Source organism: Kitasatospora sp. NPDC034023 (assembly GCF_055575795.1).
Window position 1 is genome coordinate 146,323 of record NZ_JBVIRY010000021.1, and the last position, 14,752, is coordinate 161,074.

Below are 14,752 nucleotides of genomic sequence, written 5' to 3' on the forward strand. Positions count from 1 at the left end.
ACCACGCCCCGGGCCACTGTCACGAAGGACACGGATCCGGGGCGGGTCGGGGACGACTTACTTCTCGATGATGGCGAGAACGTCGCGAGCGGAGAGCACCAGGTACTCCTCGCCCTGGTACTTCACCTCGGTGCCGCCGTACTTCGAGTACAGGACGATGTCACCCACGGCGACGTCGAGCGGCAGACGCTGGCCGTCCTCGAAGCGGCCCGGGCCGACGGCCAGGACGACGCCCTCCTGGGGCTTCTCCTTGGCGGTGTCCGGGATAACCAGGCCGGAGGCCGTGGTGGTCTCGGCGTCGAGCGGCTGGACCACAATGCGGTCCTCGAGCGGCTTGATGGCAACCTTGCTGCTGGTGGTCACGTCCGAGCTCCCCTTCGGAGATTACGGGGTTTTCTAACGGGTAGGGCGAGCCTGCGGGTCTGCCGTCGCGGGGGTCAGACACACGTTCTCGCATTAGCACTCCCCCGGTGGGGAGTGCCAAGGACGACCATAGGCCTGTGTTAGCACTCAGTCAACCAGAGTGCCAACGACGCGCCCGTGAGGTCCGGGAATGACGGATGAGTACTCGTACTCATGTGCGCCCGGCCGACCGCTCGACACACTCGTGCCATGACCGATACCCCGGTACGCGTAGGACCGTCCCGCACCGACGACATCCTGCTCTCCGCGGTTCTCCTGCCGGTGCTCGCGGTGATCCCGCTCGTCGCGTTCTGGCTGACCCTCCGGCTCGGCTTCGCCGCCACGGACGCGGCGGACGTGATCGTCCCCGTCGGGCTGCTCATCGGCGTGGCCGCCGGCCTCGGAGTGCCCCTGTCCGTCGCCTTCCGTACCCGGCGTGCCGGGTACGCGGTCCTGCCGGCCGCCGCCGCCGTGGCGCCCTTCCTTGTGCCGGGCTGGGCGATGGCGGACTACCCCGGCCTGTGACCCGCGAGAATGGCCCCGTGGACACCGAGAACCTCCAGCCGCTGCTGACGCCCGAGGGCCAGGCCCTGCTCGCCGAGTTGCGCGAGTTCACCCCCGAGGAGGAGCTGGCGCTGGCCACCCGGCTGCGGCGCGAGCACCCGGCGGAGCTGGTGTCGGCGGCCTTCGGGCAGGCGCGGCTGCGGCAGCGGGCGCGGGCGAAGTTCGGGGCGGACGCCGACCTGATGTACTTCACGCCCAACGGGGTCGAGCAGTCCACCCGGCGCAGCGTCGCCGAGTGGCGGGCGCGGCGGTTCGCCGAGCTGGGCGTGCGGCGGCTGGCGGACCTGTGCTGCGGCATCGGCGGGGACGTGCTGGCGCTGGCCCGGGCGGGCATCGAGGTGCTGGCCGTCGACAAGGACCCGGCGGCCTGCGCCGCCACCGCCGCGAACGCCGCCGCGCTGGGCCTGGCCGAGCTGGTCGAGGTGCGCTGCGCGGACGTCGCCGACGTGGACGTGGCCGGCTACGACGCGGTGTTCACCGACCCCGCCCGGCGGACCTCGCGCGGCCGGGTGTTCGACCCGGAGGCGTACGCCCCGCCGCTCTCCTGGGCGGTCGAGGCCGGCCGGCGGGCCCCGATCGGGGCGCTGAAGGTCGCGCCGGGCATCCCGCACGAGGCCGTCCCGGCGGACGCCGAGGCCGAGTGGGTGTCCGACCACGGCGACGTCAAGGAGGCGGTGCTCTGGTTCGGCACCAAGGCCGCCCACCCGCACCGCGCCACCCTGCTGCCGCAGGGCGCCGTCCTGACCGGCGGCGACCTGCCCGACCCGCCGGCCGGCCCGGTGGGGCGCTACCTGTACGAGCCGGACGGCGCGGTGATCCGGGCGCACCTGGTGGCCGAGGTCGCCGAGCAGGTCGGCGGCCGGCTGATCGACCCGAAGATCGCCTACCTGACCTCGGACGAGCTGGTCGCCACCCCGTACGCGCACGCCTTCGAGCTCACCGACGTGCTGCCCTTCCACATCAAGAAGCTGAAGGCGCTGCTGCGCGAGCGCGGGGTCGGCACGGTGGTGATCAAGAAGCGCGGGATGGCGATCACCCCGGAGGAGCTGCGCCGCCAGCTCAAGCCCTCCGGCCCGAACACCGTCACGGTGATCCTCAGCCGGACCGACCACGGCCCGCTGATGATGCTGGGGCAGCCGGTCCGCGCGTCGTAGCGGCCTACGGGGCCCTACGGGGCCTACGCGGACTACGAGGCGGGGGCCTGGATGTAGTCCTCCAGCCGGGCCACCGAGAAGCCCTGCTCCTGGATCCGGGCCAGCAGGTCGCCGAACATCTGGGTCATCGTGGCGCCCTTGAGCTCCTTGGGGCCGCGGAAGTGCGCCAGGATGATGTCGCCGGGCTTCAGCTTCTTGTCCCCGGCCTGGTACTGCATGTCGTGGATCTGCATCGATTCGCGCCACAGCACGATCGCGCGCGGGCCGCACTCCTGCACCGAGGTGTTGAGCGTCGGGGTGTTGGCGCCGTCGCCGAACGGCGGGCGGAACAGCAGCGGGGCGGTGCCGTACTGCTGGGTGAGCGCGGCCTGGTCGTCGCAGATCTCGGACTTCTGCTTGTCCGGCGACAGCTTGCTCATCACCGGGTGGGTGACGGTGTGGTTCTGGATGTGGTTGCCCAGCGCCTGGAGCGGCTTGAAGTAGCCGTAGTCGTTCTTGACGATGTCCTTGGTCAGGAACATCGAGATCGGCACCTTGAGGTCGGTCAGCATCTCGACGAACTTCGGGTCCTTCTCGGCGCCGTCGTCGATGGTGATGAAGACCACCTTGTCGGTCGTCTTCACGTCGCTGAACACCGGCACCGGGCCGGTCCGTTCGAGCTTGACGGGCTTGTCGGCGGGCGCCGCCGGGGCGGGCGCGAGCGGGGTGAGGTTCCACTTCGCCCAGGCCGCCGCGCCGGCGACCGCCCCGGTGGTGGCGCCCGGGGAGGCGCCCCCGCCGGCCGGGGCGGCTCCGGTCGGCCGGGGCGCGGCCGGCGGCGCCGTGGTGGCGGCCGGGGCGCCGCCGCCTCCGTTGTCGCCGCACGCGGTGGCGAAGGCCAGCAGGGCCAGCGCTCCCGCCGCGTAGGTCCTGGTCCTGGTCCTGCTCCGCCCGTTCCTGCTCACCGCACCGCGCTCCCGGCTTCCGTCCAGCTTTCTCTCAGCTATGCACGGTAGCGGCGGGCCCGTGGTTCCCCGCACAGGACTATTCGACGTGCTCGCTGGTGAAGGACCAGCGGTGCACCGGGCGGCCGAGCAGCACGGCCGGCGGGTCGGCGACCGGCGCCGGCTCGCCGCTCCACCAGGTGATCAGCAGCACCCTCTCGCCCGGGGCGGAGAACAGTTCGAGGCGCTCCAGACCGGCCGTACCGCGCAGCGCGGGCAGCGCCGATTCCCGTACCCAGGCGGCGAGTTCGGCCGCGCGGCCGTCGGCCGCCCGGGCCTCCCACATCGCGGCGACGGTCATCAGGCGCCGCCGCCGAGGGCGTCGTAGGCCCGGCCGTGGACGTCCTCGTGCCCGAGGCCGGCAGCCGGGACGTGGACCTCGGTCACCGGCAGCGAGGAGTCGGCCGACAGGTCGAAGGCGGACGGCGCGCGGTCACGCCACACCATCTCGGCGCCGAGCGCCGCGACCATCGCGCCGTTGTCGGTGCACAGGCCCGGCCGGGGCACCCGCAGCCGGATGCCGGCCCGGTCGCAGCGCTGCTGGGCCATCTCGCGCAGCCGCGAGTTGGCCGCCACACCGCCGCCGATCATCAGGTGGTCGACGCCGTTGTCCTTGCACGCCTTGACGGCCTTGCGGGTGAGCACGTCGGTGACGGCTTCCTGGAAGGACGCCGCCACGTCGGCGATCGGCACCTCCTCGCCGGCCCGGCGCTTGGCCTCCACCCAGCGGGCGACGGCGGTCTTCAGGCCGGAGAAGGAGAAGTCGTACGCGGGGTCGTTCCGGCCGGACAGGCCGCGCGGGAAGGCGATCGCCTTGGGGTCGCCCTCGCGGGCCGTCCGGTCGACCACCGGGCCGCCGGGGAAGCCCAGGCCGAGCACCCGGGCGACCTTGTCGAAGGCCTCGCCGGCCGCGTCGTCGATGGTCGCGCCGAGCGGGCGGACGTCGCTGGTGATGTCCTCGCTGAGCAGCAGCGAGGAGTGCCCGCCGGAGACCAGCAGGGCCATCGTCGGCGAGGGCAGCCGGCCGTGCTCCAGCTGGTCGACGCAGATGTGCGAGGCGAGGTGGTTGACCCCGTACAGCGGCTTGTCCAGCGCCCAGGCGTACGCCTTCGCGGCGCTGACGCCGACCAGCAGCGCGCCGGCCAGGCCGGGGCCGGCGGTGACCGCGATGCCGTCCAGGTCGCTCGCCTTGACCCCGGCGGTGTCCAGGGCGCGCTGGATGGTCGGGACCATCGCCTCCAGGTGGGCGCGGCTGGCGATCTCCGGGACGACGCCGCCGAAGCGGGCGTGGTCGTTGACGCTGGAGGCGACCGCGTCGGCCAGCAGCGTGGTGCCGCGCACGATGCCGACGCCGGTCTCGTCGCAGGAGGTCTCGATGCCGAGGACGAGCGGTTCGTCAGCCATGGGGGGTGTCCTCAATGTCCTTCGGGTCGGTGCTGTCGGTGCGGTCAGTGCGGTCAGGGCTCGGGTGGTCGAGGCGCATCACCAGCGCGTCGACGTTGGCGGGCTGGTAGTAGCCGCGCCGGATGCCCACCGGTTCGAAGCCGTGGCGCTCGTACAGCCGCTGGGCGCGCGGGTTGTCCACCCGCACCTCCAGCAGCAGCTCGGCGCAGCCGCGCCGGGCGGACTCCCGGATCAGGTCGGTGAGCAGCGCCGTGCCGAGGCCGCCGCCCTGGTGGCGGTCGTCGACGGCGATGGTCTGGACGTCTCCCTCGCCGGCGATCGCCATCAGCCCGGCGTAGCCGACGATCGCGCCGTCGGCGGCGGTGGCGACGGTGTAGTGGCGGGTGCCGCCGGGGTGGGCCTCGGCCAGCTCGGACCAGAACATCCCGGTGGACCAGGCGTCCTCGGGGAAGAGCCGCAGCTCCAGTTCCATCACCGGCGCGATGTCCCACCAGCGCATCGGGCGCAGGGTGGTGCCGTGGTTCACGCCGGGAGCACCGCCTTGTAGCCCGCCGGCACCTGGGCGTCCGGACGGCGCAGGTACAGCGGGACGTTCGGCAGCAGCTCGCGCCCGGCGGCCAGCTCGGCGGCGGCGAAGCCGGCCAGGGCTCCGGCCGACACGTGCTCGGGGCCGTGCGCGCCCGGGAAGGCGTCGGGGTACAGCAGCGCGCCGGCGCCGACGGAGCGGTGCTGCGGGGGCAGCTCGGCCGGGCGGTCCACGCCGGGGCCCTCGGTGCGGCGGCCCTCAGCGTCGTACGAGGCCCAGTAGACCTCCTTGCGGCGCGCGTCAGTGGCCACCGTGAACGGCTCCCCGCTCAGGCCCTCGACCTCGGTCCGGGCCTGGAAGGCGATCGCGTCCAGGGTGCAGACGCCGTGCACCGGCAGCCCGAGGGCGTGGCCGAGCGCGGCGGCGGTCACCAGGCCGACCCGCAGGCCGGTGTACGGGCCCGGGCCGACGCCGACCGCGATGCCGGTCAGCCGGTGCTTGTCCACCCCGGCCGACCTCAACACCCGGTCGATCGCGGGCAGCAGCAGTTCGCCGTGGCGTCGGGCGTCGACCTGGTGGGCCTCGGCCAGGACGGCGGTGCCGTCGTGGACGGCGGCGGTGACGGCGGGGGTAGCGGTGTCGAACGCGAGCAGCAGCACGGGTCAAGGTTAGACCGACGTTGGGCCGACCGGCCGATCGGCAAGGTGTACCGACCGGGAACACACATCCGAGGCGCTGCGACCCCGACGGACGGACCTGGCACGATAAGGCGGTACGTAAAAAGACGGCAGCGGGAGCGGCACGTGGCGAAGATGGGTCCTGGAGTGGTGGTCACGGGGCTGACCCTGGGGGCCCTGGCGGTGGTGAGCCTGCTGGCCTTCCAGGCCAACGGCGCCCAGGACCGGGCGGGCGCTCCCAAGCCCTCGGCCGCCACCACCACGGCGGCCGGCACGGCCACCGCCGCGGCGCCGAGCGCCTCGGCCACCCCGACCGTCCCGCCGCTGCCGGCCACCTCGGGCACCGGCACGCGGGTGGTCTACTCAGTGAGCAGCCACTACGTCTGGCTGGTCGACCCGAAGAAGATCCCGCAGGTCGCGGCCGCCTTCCAGGTCGTTCCGGGCACGGTCGAGCCGGCTCCTGGCAGCTACGCGGTGTACAGCCGCACGGCGACGACCACCGGGACGGACGGCCGGCAGATCGAGCACGTGGTGCGCTTCGCGCAGCAGGCCGGCGTGGTGTTCGGCTTCAGCGCGGCGGTGGACGGCGCGACCCCGACCGCCGACCCGAAGGCCAAGACCGGCGGTATCCGCAGCGGCCGCGCCGAGGGGCAGCTGCTCTGGGACTTCGCGCCGAAGGACACCAAGGTGGTCGTGGTCGCCTGAGGGCGCCGCACGCGCAGGCCGACCTCACGCGCAGGCGGATCTCACGCGGCCCGGGGCGTCTTCGCCTCGGGCTCCTCGGCCTGTCTCGGCTCCGGCTCGGGCGGGGTGGACACCGCCTCGGCGGCCGCGCAGGCGGCCAGCAGTGCCCGCATCGGCTCCCCCGGAGCGCAGCGGGCGGACTCTCCGGCCCCGGCGGCGCGGACGGCGCGTTCCGGGGCGGGGGTGGTGCTCGACATGGCGCCTCCCTAGTTAGGCAGACCTAACCGCAGCACCCATCCCACCACGCGCGGTACTCCGCCCGCAACATCTTGCCGACAGCCTGTCGGCAAGATGTCGCGACCCGCCGCCGCTCCGGTCCGGCGGGCTACTCCTGTCCGGCCAGCTTCGCGAGCTCCACGTCCGCCCAGCGCGGGCCGATGCCGGTCAGCAGGACCCGGCGCGGGTCCTGGTCGTCCCCGTCGGCGGTGTCGCCCAGGGCGCGTTCGATCCGGACCTCCAGCCGGTCCTCGGACAGTCGCTCGACCTTGCCCTCGCCCCACTCGACCACGACCACCGACTCCGGCAGCGAGACGTCCAGGTCGAGGTCCTCCATCTCGTCCAGGTCCCCGCCCAGCCGGTACGCGTCCACGTGCACCAGGGCCGGGCCGCCCACCAGCGAGGGGTGCACCCGGGCGATCACGAAGGTCGGCGAGGTCACCGCCCCGCGGACCTGCAGCCCCTCCCCCAGGCCCCGGGTCAGCGTGGTCTTCCCCGCTCCCAGCTCGCCGGAGAGCAGCACCAGGTCCCCCGGCCGCAGCAGCGCGGCCAGCTCCCGGCCGAGCCGGCCCATCCGCTCCGGGGTGGGGACGGTGAGAGTGGCGTGCGAGCCCATGCGCGTGTCTTGCCCTTCGGTCCGTACCGGCGCACCGACCACCGGCCGCCACCGCTACCGTGCCACATCGCCGCCCCCGGGTGCGGCGGGCGGGTGCCGGGACGGGGCGTCAGGCGGGGTCGACGGCCGGTTCGGTGGCCGTCCCGGCAGCGGTCCCGGCAGCGGGCTCGGCAGCGCTCTCGGCGGCCGGTCCGCGGGCCAGGTCGAGGACGGCCCCGGGCAGCGGCGCGGCCCCGGCGAAGTCGGTGGCCCGGCGCAGCAGCAGTGCCAGCTTGCGGTCGACCAGCTCCGGGCGCTCCAGCATCACCAGGTGCCCTGCACCGTCGGCCAGGACCAGTTCGGCGCCCGGCAGCCGCTCGGCCATCGCCTCGCTGTGCGCCGAGGGCGTCAGCAGGTCCTTCGTCCCGGCCAGCACCAGGGCCGGCAGGCCGCGCAGGGCGGCCAGCGCCTCGTACTTCTCGTGCGCGCCGAACACCGGGTAGAACTCGGCGACCACGTCGATCGCGGTGGCGTCCAGCAGCTGCTCGGCGAAGCGCACCACGCCGGGGTCGACGTCCCGGCTCCCGAAGGAGAACCTCCTGTAGAAGACGGCGGTCACCTCCGAGCCCAGCCGCCTGGTGGCCTCCACCAGGTCGACCTGGCGGCCCAGCAGCTTCACCATCCCGGGCGCGACCTTCTTGAACAGCTTCGCGCCGGCCTTGGGCAGGCCGAGGTTCACCTGGTTCCAGTCGCCCGCGAGCGTGCCGATCAGGGCGACCCCGGCGACCCGCTCCCGGAACAGCTCGGGGTGCTGGTCGGCCAGCGCCATCACGGTCATGCCGCCCATCGAGTGGCCCACCAGCACCAGCGGCCCGGTCGGCGCGACGGCGTCGATCACCGCCTTGAGGTCGCCGCCCAGCTGGTCGATGCCGGCCGGCTCGCCCGCCAGGTACGAGCGGGAGCGCTCGGAGCGGCCGTGGCTGCGCTGGTCCCAGAAGACCAGCCGCATGCCCTCGCGCAGCGCGGCCCGCTGGAAGTGCCAGCTGTCCTGGTTGAGGCAGTAGCCGTGGCAGAACACCACGGTCAGCGGCTCGGACGAGTGGATGTCACCGTCCGGCAGGTCCCAGCCGGCGCCGTCCAGTTCCACGTACAGCTCGGTGCCGTCCGGCGCGGCCACCGTCCTCGGGCGCCCGCGCAGCGAGCCGTACGGGGCGCTCGCGTCCAGCTCGACCCGGGCCCGGCGGCGCATCGCCCGCCCGACGGTCAGCCGCTCGATCGCCACCCCGGCGGCCGCGCCGGCCGCCAGCACGCCGACCGAGATCCCGATCACGCCCGCCCGGCTCACCCCGGAGGCCGCGCCGGCCGCCTTGGCGACCGCCGCGACCGCTCCGTCCCCGGTCGGTGTCTCGGTCATGCCGACGTGTCCTCGGCGTGGCTGCCGCCCAGGTAGCGGCGGGGTACCCGGGCGCCGATCCGGGTGACGATCTCGTACGCGATGGTCCCGCAGGCGCGGGCCCAGTCCTCGGCGGTGGGCTCGCCGCGCTCGCCGTTGCCGAACAGCAGCGCCTCGTCGCCGACCCGGGGAGTGTCCCCGCCCAGGTCCACGACGAACTGGTCCATCGCCACCCGGCCGGCCACCGTGCGCCACTTGCCGCCGATCTGCACCGGGCCGGTGCCGCTGGCGTGCCGGGGGACGCCGTCGCCGTAGCCGAGCGGGACCAGGCCCAGGGTGGTCGGTCCGGGCGTCGTGTAGTGGTGGCCGTAGCTGACCCCGTGCCCGCCGGGGACCTCCTTGACCAGCGCCAGCCGCGCACCCAGCGCCATCACCGGGCGCAGCCCGAAGTCGGCCGGCGAGCCCACCTCGGGCACCGGCGACAGTCCGTACGCGGCCAGGCCGGTGCGGACCAGGTCGAAGTGCGACTCGGGCAGCAGCAGGGTGGCCGGCGAGTTCGCCAGGTGCCGCACCTCGGGGCGCAGCCCGGCCGCCTCGGCCGCGGCCAGGGCGGTGCGGTAGGAGTCCAGCTGGGCCTGGATCGACGGGTGGCCGGGCTCGTCGGCGGCCGCGAAGTGCGACCAGACGCCGACCACGGTCAGCAGCCCCTCGGCCTCGGCGCGCCGGGCGGCGGCCACCAGCCGCGGCCAGTCGTGCGGCTGGCAGCCGTTGCGGCCGAGGCCGGTGTCGGCCTTCAGGTGCACGCGGGCCGGGATGCCGGTCTCGCGGACGGCCGGGAGCAGTTCGTCCAGCGCCCACTGGCCGCTGACCGAGATGTCCAGGTCCGCGCGGAGCGCCTCGCGCCACGGCCCGCCGGGTGTCCACAGCCAGCACAGGATCCGGGCGTCTTGCGGACGGATGCCCGCGGCCCGCAGCGCCAGCGCCTCCTCGGGCGTCGCGCAGCCGAGCCAGCCGACCCCGTTGGCGACCGCTTCGCGGGCGCACTCGACCGCACCGTGGCCATAGGCGTCCGCCTTGACCGCGAGCATCACCGCCGCGCTGCCGACGCGCTCGCGCAGCGCGGCGAGGTTGCCGCGCAGGGCGGCGAGATCGATGGTCGCCTCGGCCCGTACGCCGTCGGTGAGGGTGGCGGTGCCGATCGTGTTCGCAGTTGTCATCAGGGTCAGTCTCCCAGACGTCCCGGAGTCCTCGCCGAACGGCCCATCGGCGCGGCGGCCGACGACCGGGCCTCACCCACCGCACGGACCTGCGGTGAACCGCTCGTCACCGCCTGCTCGGACGCCGGCAGCGGAGCGTTCGGTTCCGCTCCGCCGACTCGCCCAGGCGATCCGCCGCACCGCCGGCTCTCCCCGGCCGCCCGCCGCACCGCTAGCGTTCCCGGACCGCCCGCCAGACCGCGGGCAGTGCCTCGGCCACCGCCAGGGCCGTCACGGGCGCGCCCGGCGCCCCCGCCGCCTCGCGGCCCGCCAGGCCGTGCAGGTAGGCGGCCACCGAGGCGGCGTCCAGCGGCGACAGGCCCGCCGCGAGGAGCGAGCCCGCCAGCCCGGCCAGCACGTCGCCGCTGCCCGCGGTAGCCAACCAGGAGGTGCCGGTGGGGTTCACCCGGACGGCGCCGCCCGGGTCGGCGACCACCGTGGTGGAGCCCTTCAGCAGGACGGTCGCGCGGTAGACGGCCGCCAGCCGGCGGGCGGTGGCCAGCCGGGCGGCGGCCAGGTCGTCGGCGGCCGGCGGCGGGGTGCCGTCGGCGCCCGCGAGCAGCCGGGCGGCCTCGCCGGTGTGCGGGGTGAGCAGGGTGGGCGCGGTGCGGCCGGCCAGCGCGGCCGGGCCGAGCCGGCCCAGCTCGGTCAGCCCGTCCGCGTCCACCAACACCGGGACGTCGCTCGCCAGTGCCTCGGTCAGCGCCTGCCGCGCCCCCTCGCCGCCGCCCGGCCCGACCACCCAGGCCTGCACCCGCCCGGCCCCTGCCGGTCCGCCCTCGGTGACCAGCGTCTCCGGGAAGCGCCGCACCACCTCCTCGGCCGCCGCGCCCACGTACCGGACGGCGCCCGCGCCGCCCCGCAGCGCCCCGGCGACGGCCAGCAGCGCCGCCCCCGGGTAGGTCGCCGAGCCGGCCGCCACCCCGACCACCCCGCGCCGGTACTTGTCGCTCTCCGCGCCCGGCAGCGGCAGCAGCGCCGCCACGTCCGCGTGCTGCAGGGCCGTCACGTCCGGTTCCGGCGGCTCCAGCCCGATGCCGACCAGCTGCACGGCGCCCGCGTACGAGGCACCCGGGTCGACCAGCAGCCCGGGCTTGTACGTGCCGAAGCAGACCGTGACGTCCGCGCGCAGCGCCGCGCCCGGCACCTCACCGGTGTCGGCGTCCACCCCGCTGGGCAGGTCCACCGCGACCACCACCCCGCGCCGCCCGGCCTCCGTGTACGGCCGGGCCTCGGGGCGCAGCCCGCCCCGGCCGCCGATGCCGACGATCCCGTCCAGCACCAGGTCCGCGCGCGAGAAGTCGGCCAGGCCGACGTCCCGCTCCGCCGTCACCCGTCCGCCGGACGCCCGCAGGGCGGCCAGCCCGCCCGGGTGCGCCCGCTCCGGCGCGAGCAGCACCGCCGTCACCCGCGCCCCGCGCCGGGCCAGCGCGGCTCCGGCGTACAGGGCGTCACCCCCGTTGTCCCCGCTGCCCGCCAGCACCACCACCCGGCTGCCGTACACCCGTCCCCGACGCCGCGTCAGCAGCCGCGCGCACGTCGCCGCCAGCCCGACGGCCGCCCGCTGCATCAGCGTGCCCTCCGGCAGCCGCGCCATCAGCACGGCCTCGGCGGCCCGGACGGCTTCCACACGGTGGGCATGACGCATGACGGCGCTCCTCCAGCGGTCGGCTACCGCCGACGCTATCCCGCAGGAAGCACGACGGCGCCCCTGCGGTAGGACACAGCCACCGCAGGGGCGCCGTCACCGGCGGGCACGGACCTACTCGACGGTGACCGACTTCGCCAGGTTGCGCGGCTGGTCGACCTCGTGGCCCTTGGCCGTGGCCAGCTCGCAGGCGAAGACCTGGAGCGGGACGGTGGAGACCAGCGGCTGGAGCAGGGTCGGGGTGACCGGGATGCGGATCAGGTGGTCCGCGTACGGCACGACGGCCTCGTCGCCCTCCTCGGCGATCACGATCGTGCGGGCGCCACGGGCCCGGATCTCCTGGATGTTGGAGACGATCTTGTCGTGGAGGATCGACCGCCCGCGCGGCGAGGGCACGACCACCACGACCGGCAGCCCCTCCTCGATCAGCGCGATCGGGCCGTGCTTGAGCTCGCCCGCCGCGAAGCCCTCGGCGTGCATGTACGCCAGCTCCTTGAGCTTGAGCGCGCCCTCCAGGGCCACCGGGAAGCCGACGTGGCGGCCGAGGAACAGCACCGAGCGGGCGTCGGCCAGGGAGCGGGCCAGCTCGCGCACCGGCTCCATGGTCTCCAGCACCTGCTCGAGCTGCTTCGGCGCGTCGCCGAGCTCCTTGATGACGGCGAAGATCTCGTCGCCCCACTTGGTGCCGCGCACCTGGCCCAGGTAGAGGGCGACCAGGTAGCAGGCGACCAGCTGGGTCAGGAACGCCTTGGTGGAGGCGACCGCGACCTCCGGACCGGCGTGCGTGTACAGCACGGCGTCCGACTCGCGCGGGATGGTGGAGCCGTTGGTGTTGCAGATCGCCAGCACCTTGGCGCCCTGCTCACGGGCGTGCCGCAGGGCCATCAGGGTGTCCATGGTCTCGCCGGACTGCGAGATGGCGATGACCAGCGTGCCCGGGCCCATGATCGGGTCGCGGTAGCGGAACTCGGAGGCGACCTCGACCTCGCAGGGGATGCGGGTCCAGTGCTCGATCGCGTACTTGGCGATCATGCCGGCGTGGAAGGCGGTGCCGCAGGCAACGATGACGACCTTGTCGACCGACCGCAGGTCGGCGTCGGAGATCCGCAGCTCGTCGAGGGTGAGCCGGCCGTCGGTGCCGATCCGGCCGAGCAGGGTGTCGGCGACGGCCTTCGGCTGCTCGGCGATCTCCTTGAGCATGAAGTAGTCGTAGCCGCCCTTCTCGGCGGCGGAGGCGTCCCAGTCGACGTGGTACTCACGCACGTCGGCGGGGGTGCCGTCGAAGTTGGTGACGGTCACGCCGCTGCGGCGCAGCTCGACGACCTGGTCCTGGCCCAGCTCGATCGCCTCGCGGGTGTGCGCGATGAAGGCGGCGACGTCCGAGGCGAGGAAGTTCTCGCCCTCGCCGCGGCCGACGACCAGCGGCGAGTTGCGGCGGGCACCCACGACGACGTCCGGCGCGTCGGCGTGCACGGCGACCAGGGTGAAGGCGCCCTCCAGCCGGCGGCAGACCACCCGCATGGCCTCGGCGAGGTCGCCCTGGTACGACTCGCCCAGCAGGTGGGCGACGACCTCGGTGTCGGTCTCGGACCGGAGGGTGTGGCCGCGCTCGGCGATCTCGGCCCGCAGCTGGGCGAAGTTCTCGATGATGCCGTTGTGCACCACGGCGACCCGCAGGTCGTCGTCCAGGTGCGGGTGGGCGTTGGCGTCCGTCGGGCCGCCGTGGGTGGCCCAGCGGGTGTGGCCGATGCCGGTGGTGCTGCCGGGCAGAGGGGCCTCGGCGAGCGACTTCTCGAGGTTGGCGAGCTTTCCGGCCCGCTTGTCGGTGGACAGGCTCCACTGCCCGTCGGAGTCCTGTACCTGCACCGCGACACCGGCCGAGTCGTAACCCCGGTACTCCAGGCGCTGCAGGCCTGCGATTACTACGTCGAGGGCGGACTGCGCGCCCACGTATCCAACAATTCCGCACATGCGTGCCAGCATAAGGGCGGTTCTGTGGCCGTATTCCCGCCTTGCGAGAACGCTGCGTGACCGACACCACAACCACCGTGAACGCCGCTACGGCTCACAATGGAGCATGTGCTGACCGAACTCTGTACGCGGGGCGACACCACGCCCGGCCCGTCGCCGTCCCCCTACGTCGACCTCAGCAGGGCCGAGTGGAGCGCGCTGCGCGAGCGAACGCCGCTGCCTCTGACCGCCGAGGAGGTGGAACGGCTGCGCGGTCTGGGCACCGCTCTCGACCTCGACGAGGTGCGCGACATCTACCTGCCGCTGTCACGGCTGCTGAACCTGTACATCCATGCCACGCACGAACTGCGCGGCACCCTGGGCACCTTCCTGGACACCCCGGACACCGAACGCACCCGGACCCCGTTCATCATCGGCGTGGCCGGCTCCGTCGCCGTCGGCAAGTCGACCACCGCGCGCCTCCTCCAGGCGCTGCTGGCCCGCTGGCCCGAGCACCCCCGGGTCGAACTGGTCACCACCGACGGCTTCCTGCTGCCCAACGCCGAGCTGCGCCGCCGCGGCCTGATGGCCCGCAAGGGCTTCCCCGAGTCGTACGACCGCCGGGCGCTGATGCGCTTCGTGGCGGACGTGAAGGCGGGCAAGGAGCGCGTCAGCGCGCCGGTCTACTCGCACCTGGTGTACGACATCGTGCCGGACGAGCGGCTGACCGTGGAGCGCCCGGACATCCTGATCGTCGAGGGCCTGAACGTGCTCCAGCCGGCCCTGCCCGGCAGCGACGGGCGCACCCGCCTCGCGGTGGCCGACTACTTCGACTTCTCGATCTACGTCGACGCCCGGACCGACGACATCGAGCACTGGTACCTGGACCGCTTCCGCAAGCTGCGGCAGACCGCCTTCCAGGACCCGAACTCCTACTTCCTCCGCTTCACCGAGGTGCCGGAGGAGGAGGCGATGGAGTACGGCCGACAGGTCTGGCGCACCATCAACAAGCCCAACCTGCTGGAGAACGTGCTGCCGACCCGCGGCCGGGCCACCCTGATCCTGCAGAAGGGGGCGGACCACAAGGTCCGCCGGGCGCTGCTGCGCAAACTCTGACGACCCGACAGAGAGCCCCCGCCGGAACCCGGATGCTGTTGGTTAACTCCGCCCCGTTGGATCTCATCCAACGGGGCGGAGTGCTGCGAAGGGTGAGATGCGGGTTTTGGCGAGTGGTCTGCCG

The 14,752-nt window shown here is 74.1% G+C and carries 16 protein-coding genes; 4 read left to right on the top strand and 12 right to left on the bottom strand.

Going from position 1 to position 14,752, the window contains the following annotated elements; genetic code table 11:
• Window positions 1-57: 57 nt before the first annotated feature.
• Window positions 58-363 (bottom strand): co-chaperone GroES, encoded by a 306-nt coding sequence (gene groES / locus ACZ52R_RS26415; RefSeq protein WP_014136232.1) that lies wholly within the window; start codon window positions 361-363, stop codon window positions 58-60.
• Between the two features lie 249 nt (window positions 364-612).
• Between groES and ACZ52R_RS26420 the strand changes: the two genes are divergently transcribed.
• The gene (locus ACZ52R_RS26420; protein WP_465662425.1) at window positions 613-927 is read left to right on the top strand and encodes a hypothetical protein; all 315 of its coding nucleotides are present in this window, start codon (window positions 613-615) and stop codon (window positions 925-927) included.
• 17 nt (window positions 928-944) lie between these two features.
• Entirely contained in the window at window positions 945-2,120 is a 1,176-nt protein-coding gene (locus tag ACZ52R_RS26425) for a THUMP-like domain-containing protein (protein WP_465754266.1), read from the top strand.
• Between the two features lie 32 nt (window positions 2,121-2,152).
• On the opposite strand, the gene ACZ52R_RS26430 is transcribed toward ACZ52R_RS26425, so the two are convergent.
• The 5 genes from ACZ52R_RS26430 to tsaB all read right to left on the bottom strand — a co-directional run bounded on the left by ACZ52R_RS26430 (window position 2,153) and on the right by tsaB (window position 5,692).
• Window positions 2,153-3,064: a polysaccharide deacetylase family protein gene (locus ACZ52R_RS26430; protein WP_360495079.1), complete on the bottom strand. Its 912-nt coding sequence runs from the start codon at window positions 3,062-3,064 to the stop codon at window positions 2,153-2,155.
• A 79-nt stretch (window positions 3,065-3,143) separates the two neighbouring features.
• Window positions 3,144-3,404, bottom strand: coding sequence for a hypothetical protein (locus ACZ52R_RS26435; protein WP_465616203.1), 261 nt, complete (start codon window positions 3,402-3,404; stop codon window positions 3,144-3,146).
• Window positions 3,404-4,507: a tRNA (adenosine(37)-N6)-threonylcarbamoyltransferase complex transferase subunit TsaD gene (gene tsaD, locus ACZ52R_RS26440; protein ID WP_465616201.1), complete on the bottom strand. Its 1,104-nt coding sequence runs from the start codon at window positions 4,505-4,507 to the stop codon at window positions 3,404-3,406. The genes ACZ52R_RS26435 and tsaD overlap by 1 nt, the downstream gene beginning before the upstream one ends.
• Window positions 4,500-5,006 carry a ribosomal protein S18-alanine N-acetyltransferase gene (gene rimI / locus ACZ52R_RS26445; RefSeq protein ID WP_465754270.1) on the bottom strand — a complete coding sequence of 169 codons (507 nt, stop codon included), beginning with the start codon at window positions 5,004-5,006 and terminating at the stop codon, window positions 4,500-4,502. Before rimI ends, tsaD begins: the two co-directional genes overlap by 8 nt.
• 23 nt (window positions 5,007-5,029) lie before the next feature.
• Window positions 5,030-5,692 (bottom strand): tRNA (adenosine(37)-N6)-threonylcarbamoyltransferase complex dimerization subunit type 1 TsaB, encoded by a 663-nt coding sequence (gene tsaB, locus ACZ52R_RS26450; RefSeq protein WP_465616199.1) that lies wholly within the window; start codon window positions 5,690-5,692, stop codon window positions 5,030-5,032.
• 153 nt (window positions 5,693-5,845) lie between these two features.
• On the opposite strand from tsaB, the gene ACZ52R_RS26455 reads away from it, so the two are divergent.
• Window positions 5,846-6,415 (top strand): hypothetical protein, encoded by a 570-nt coding sequence (locus ACZ52R_RS26455; RefSeq protein WP_360495408.1) that lies wholly within the window; start codon window positions 5,846-5,848, stop codon window positions 6,413-6,415.
• Between the two features lie 41 nt (window positions 6,416-6,456).
• Here the strand turns inward: ACZ52R_RS26455 and ACZ52R_RS26460 are convergent, their stop codons facing one another.
• From ACZ52R_RS26460 to glmS, 6 genes are all read right to left on the bottom strand, one after another.
• Window positions 6,457-6,651: a hypothetical protein gene (locus ACZ52R_RS26460; protein ID WP_465616197.1), complete on the bottom strand. Its 195-nt coding sequence runs from the start codon at window positions 6,649-6,651 to the stop codon at window positions 6,457-6,459.
• Window positions 6,652-6,779: 128 nt separating this feature from the next.
• The gene (gene tsaE / locus ACZ52R_RS26465; RefSeq protein ID WP_465616195.1) at window positions 6,780-7,286 is read right to left on the bottom strand and encodes a tRNA (adenosine(37)-N6)-threonylcarbamoyltransferase complex ATPase subunit type 1 TsaE; all 507 of its coding nucleotides are present in this window, start codon (window positions 7,284-7,286) and stop codon (window positions 6,780-6,782) included.
• A gap of 109 nt (window positions 7,287-7,395) precedes the next feature.
• A complete protein-coding gene (locus ACZ52R_RS26470) occupies window positions 7,396-8,679 on the bottom strand; it encodes an alpha/beta fold hydrolase (RefSeq protein WP_465754267.1) in 1,284 nt (427 codons plus the stop codon).
• On the bottom strand, window positions 8,676-9,875 hold the full coding sequence (gene alr, locus ACZ52R_RS26475) for an alanine racemase (protein ID WP_465754268.1): 1,200 nt from the start codon (window positions 9,873-9,875) through the stop codon (window positions 8,676-8,678). Before alr ends, ACZ52R_RS26470 begins: the two co-directional genes overlap by 4 nt.
• A 211-nt stretch (window positions 9,876-10,086) precedes the next feature.
• Window positions 10,087-11,562 carry an NAD(P)H-hydrate dehydratase gene (locus tag ACZ52R_RS26480; protein WP_465616189.1) on the bottom strand — a complete coding sequence of 492 codons (1,476 nt, stop codon included), beginning with the start codon at window positions 11,560-11,562 and terminating at the stop codon, window positions 10,087-10,089.
• A 114-nt stretch (window positions 11,563-11,676) separates the two neighbouring features.
• Entirely contained in the window at window positions 11,677-13,533 is a 1,857-nt protein-coding gene (glmS, locus tag ACZ52R_RS26485; protein WP_360495056.1) for a glutamine--fructose-6-phosphate transaminase (isomerizing), read from the bottom strand.
• Between the two features lie 99 nt (window positions 13,534-13,632).
• Between glmS and coaA the strand changes: the two genes are divergently transcribed.
• Window positions 13,633-14,628 carry a type I pantothenate kinase gene (gene coaA, locus ACZ52R_RS26490; protein WP_360495053.1) on the top strand — a complete coding sequence of 332 codons (996 nt, stop codon included), beginning with the start codon at window positions 13,633-13,635 and terminating at the stop codon, window positions 14,626-14,628.
• The last annotated feature ends 124 nt before the right edge of the window (window positions 14,629-14,752 follow it).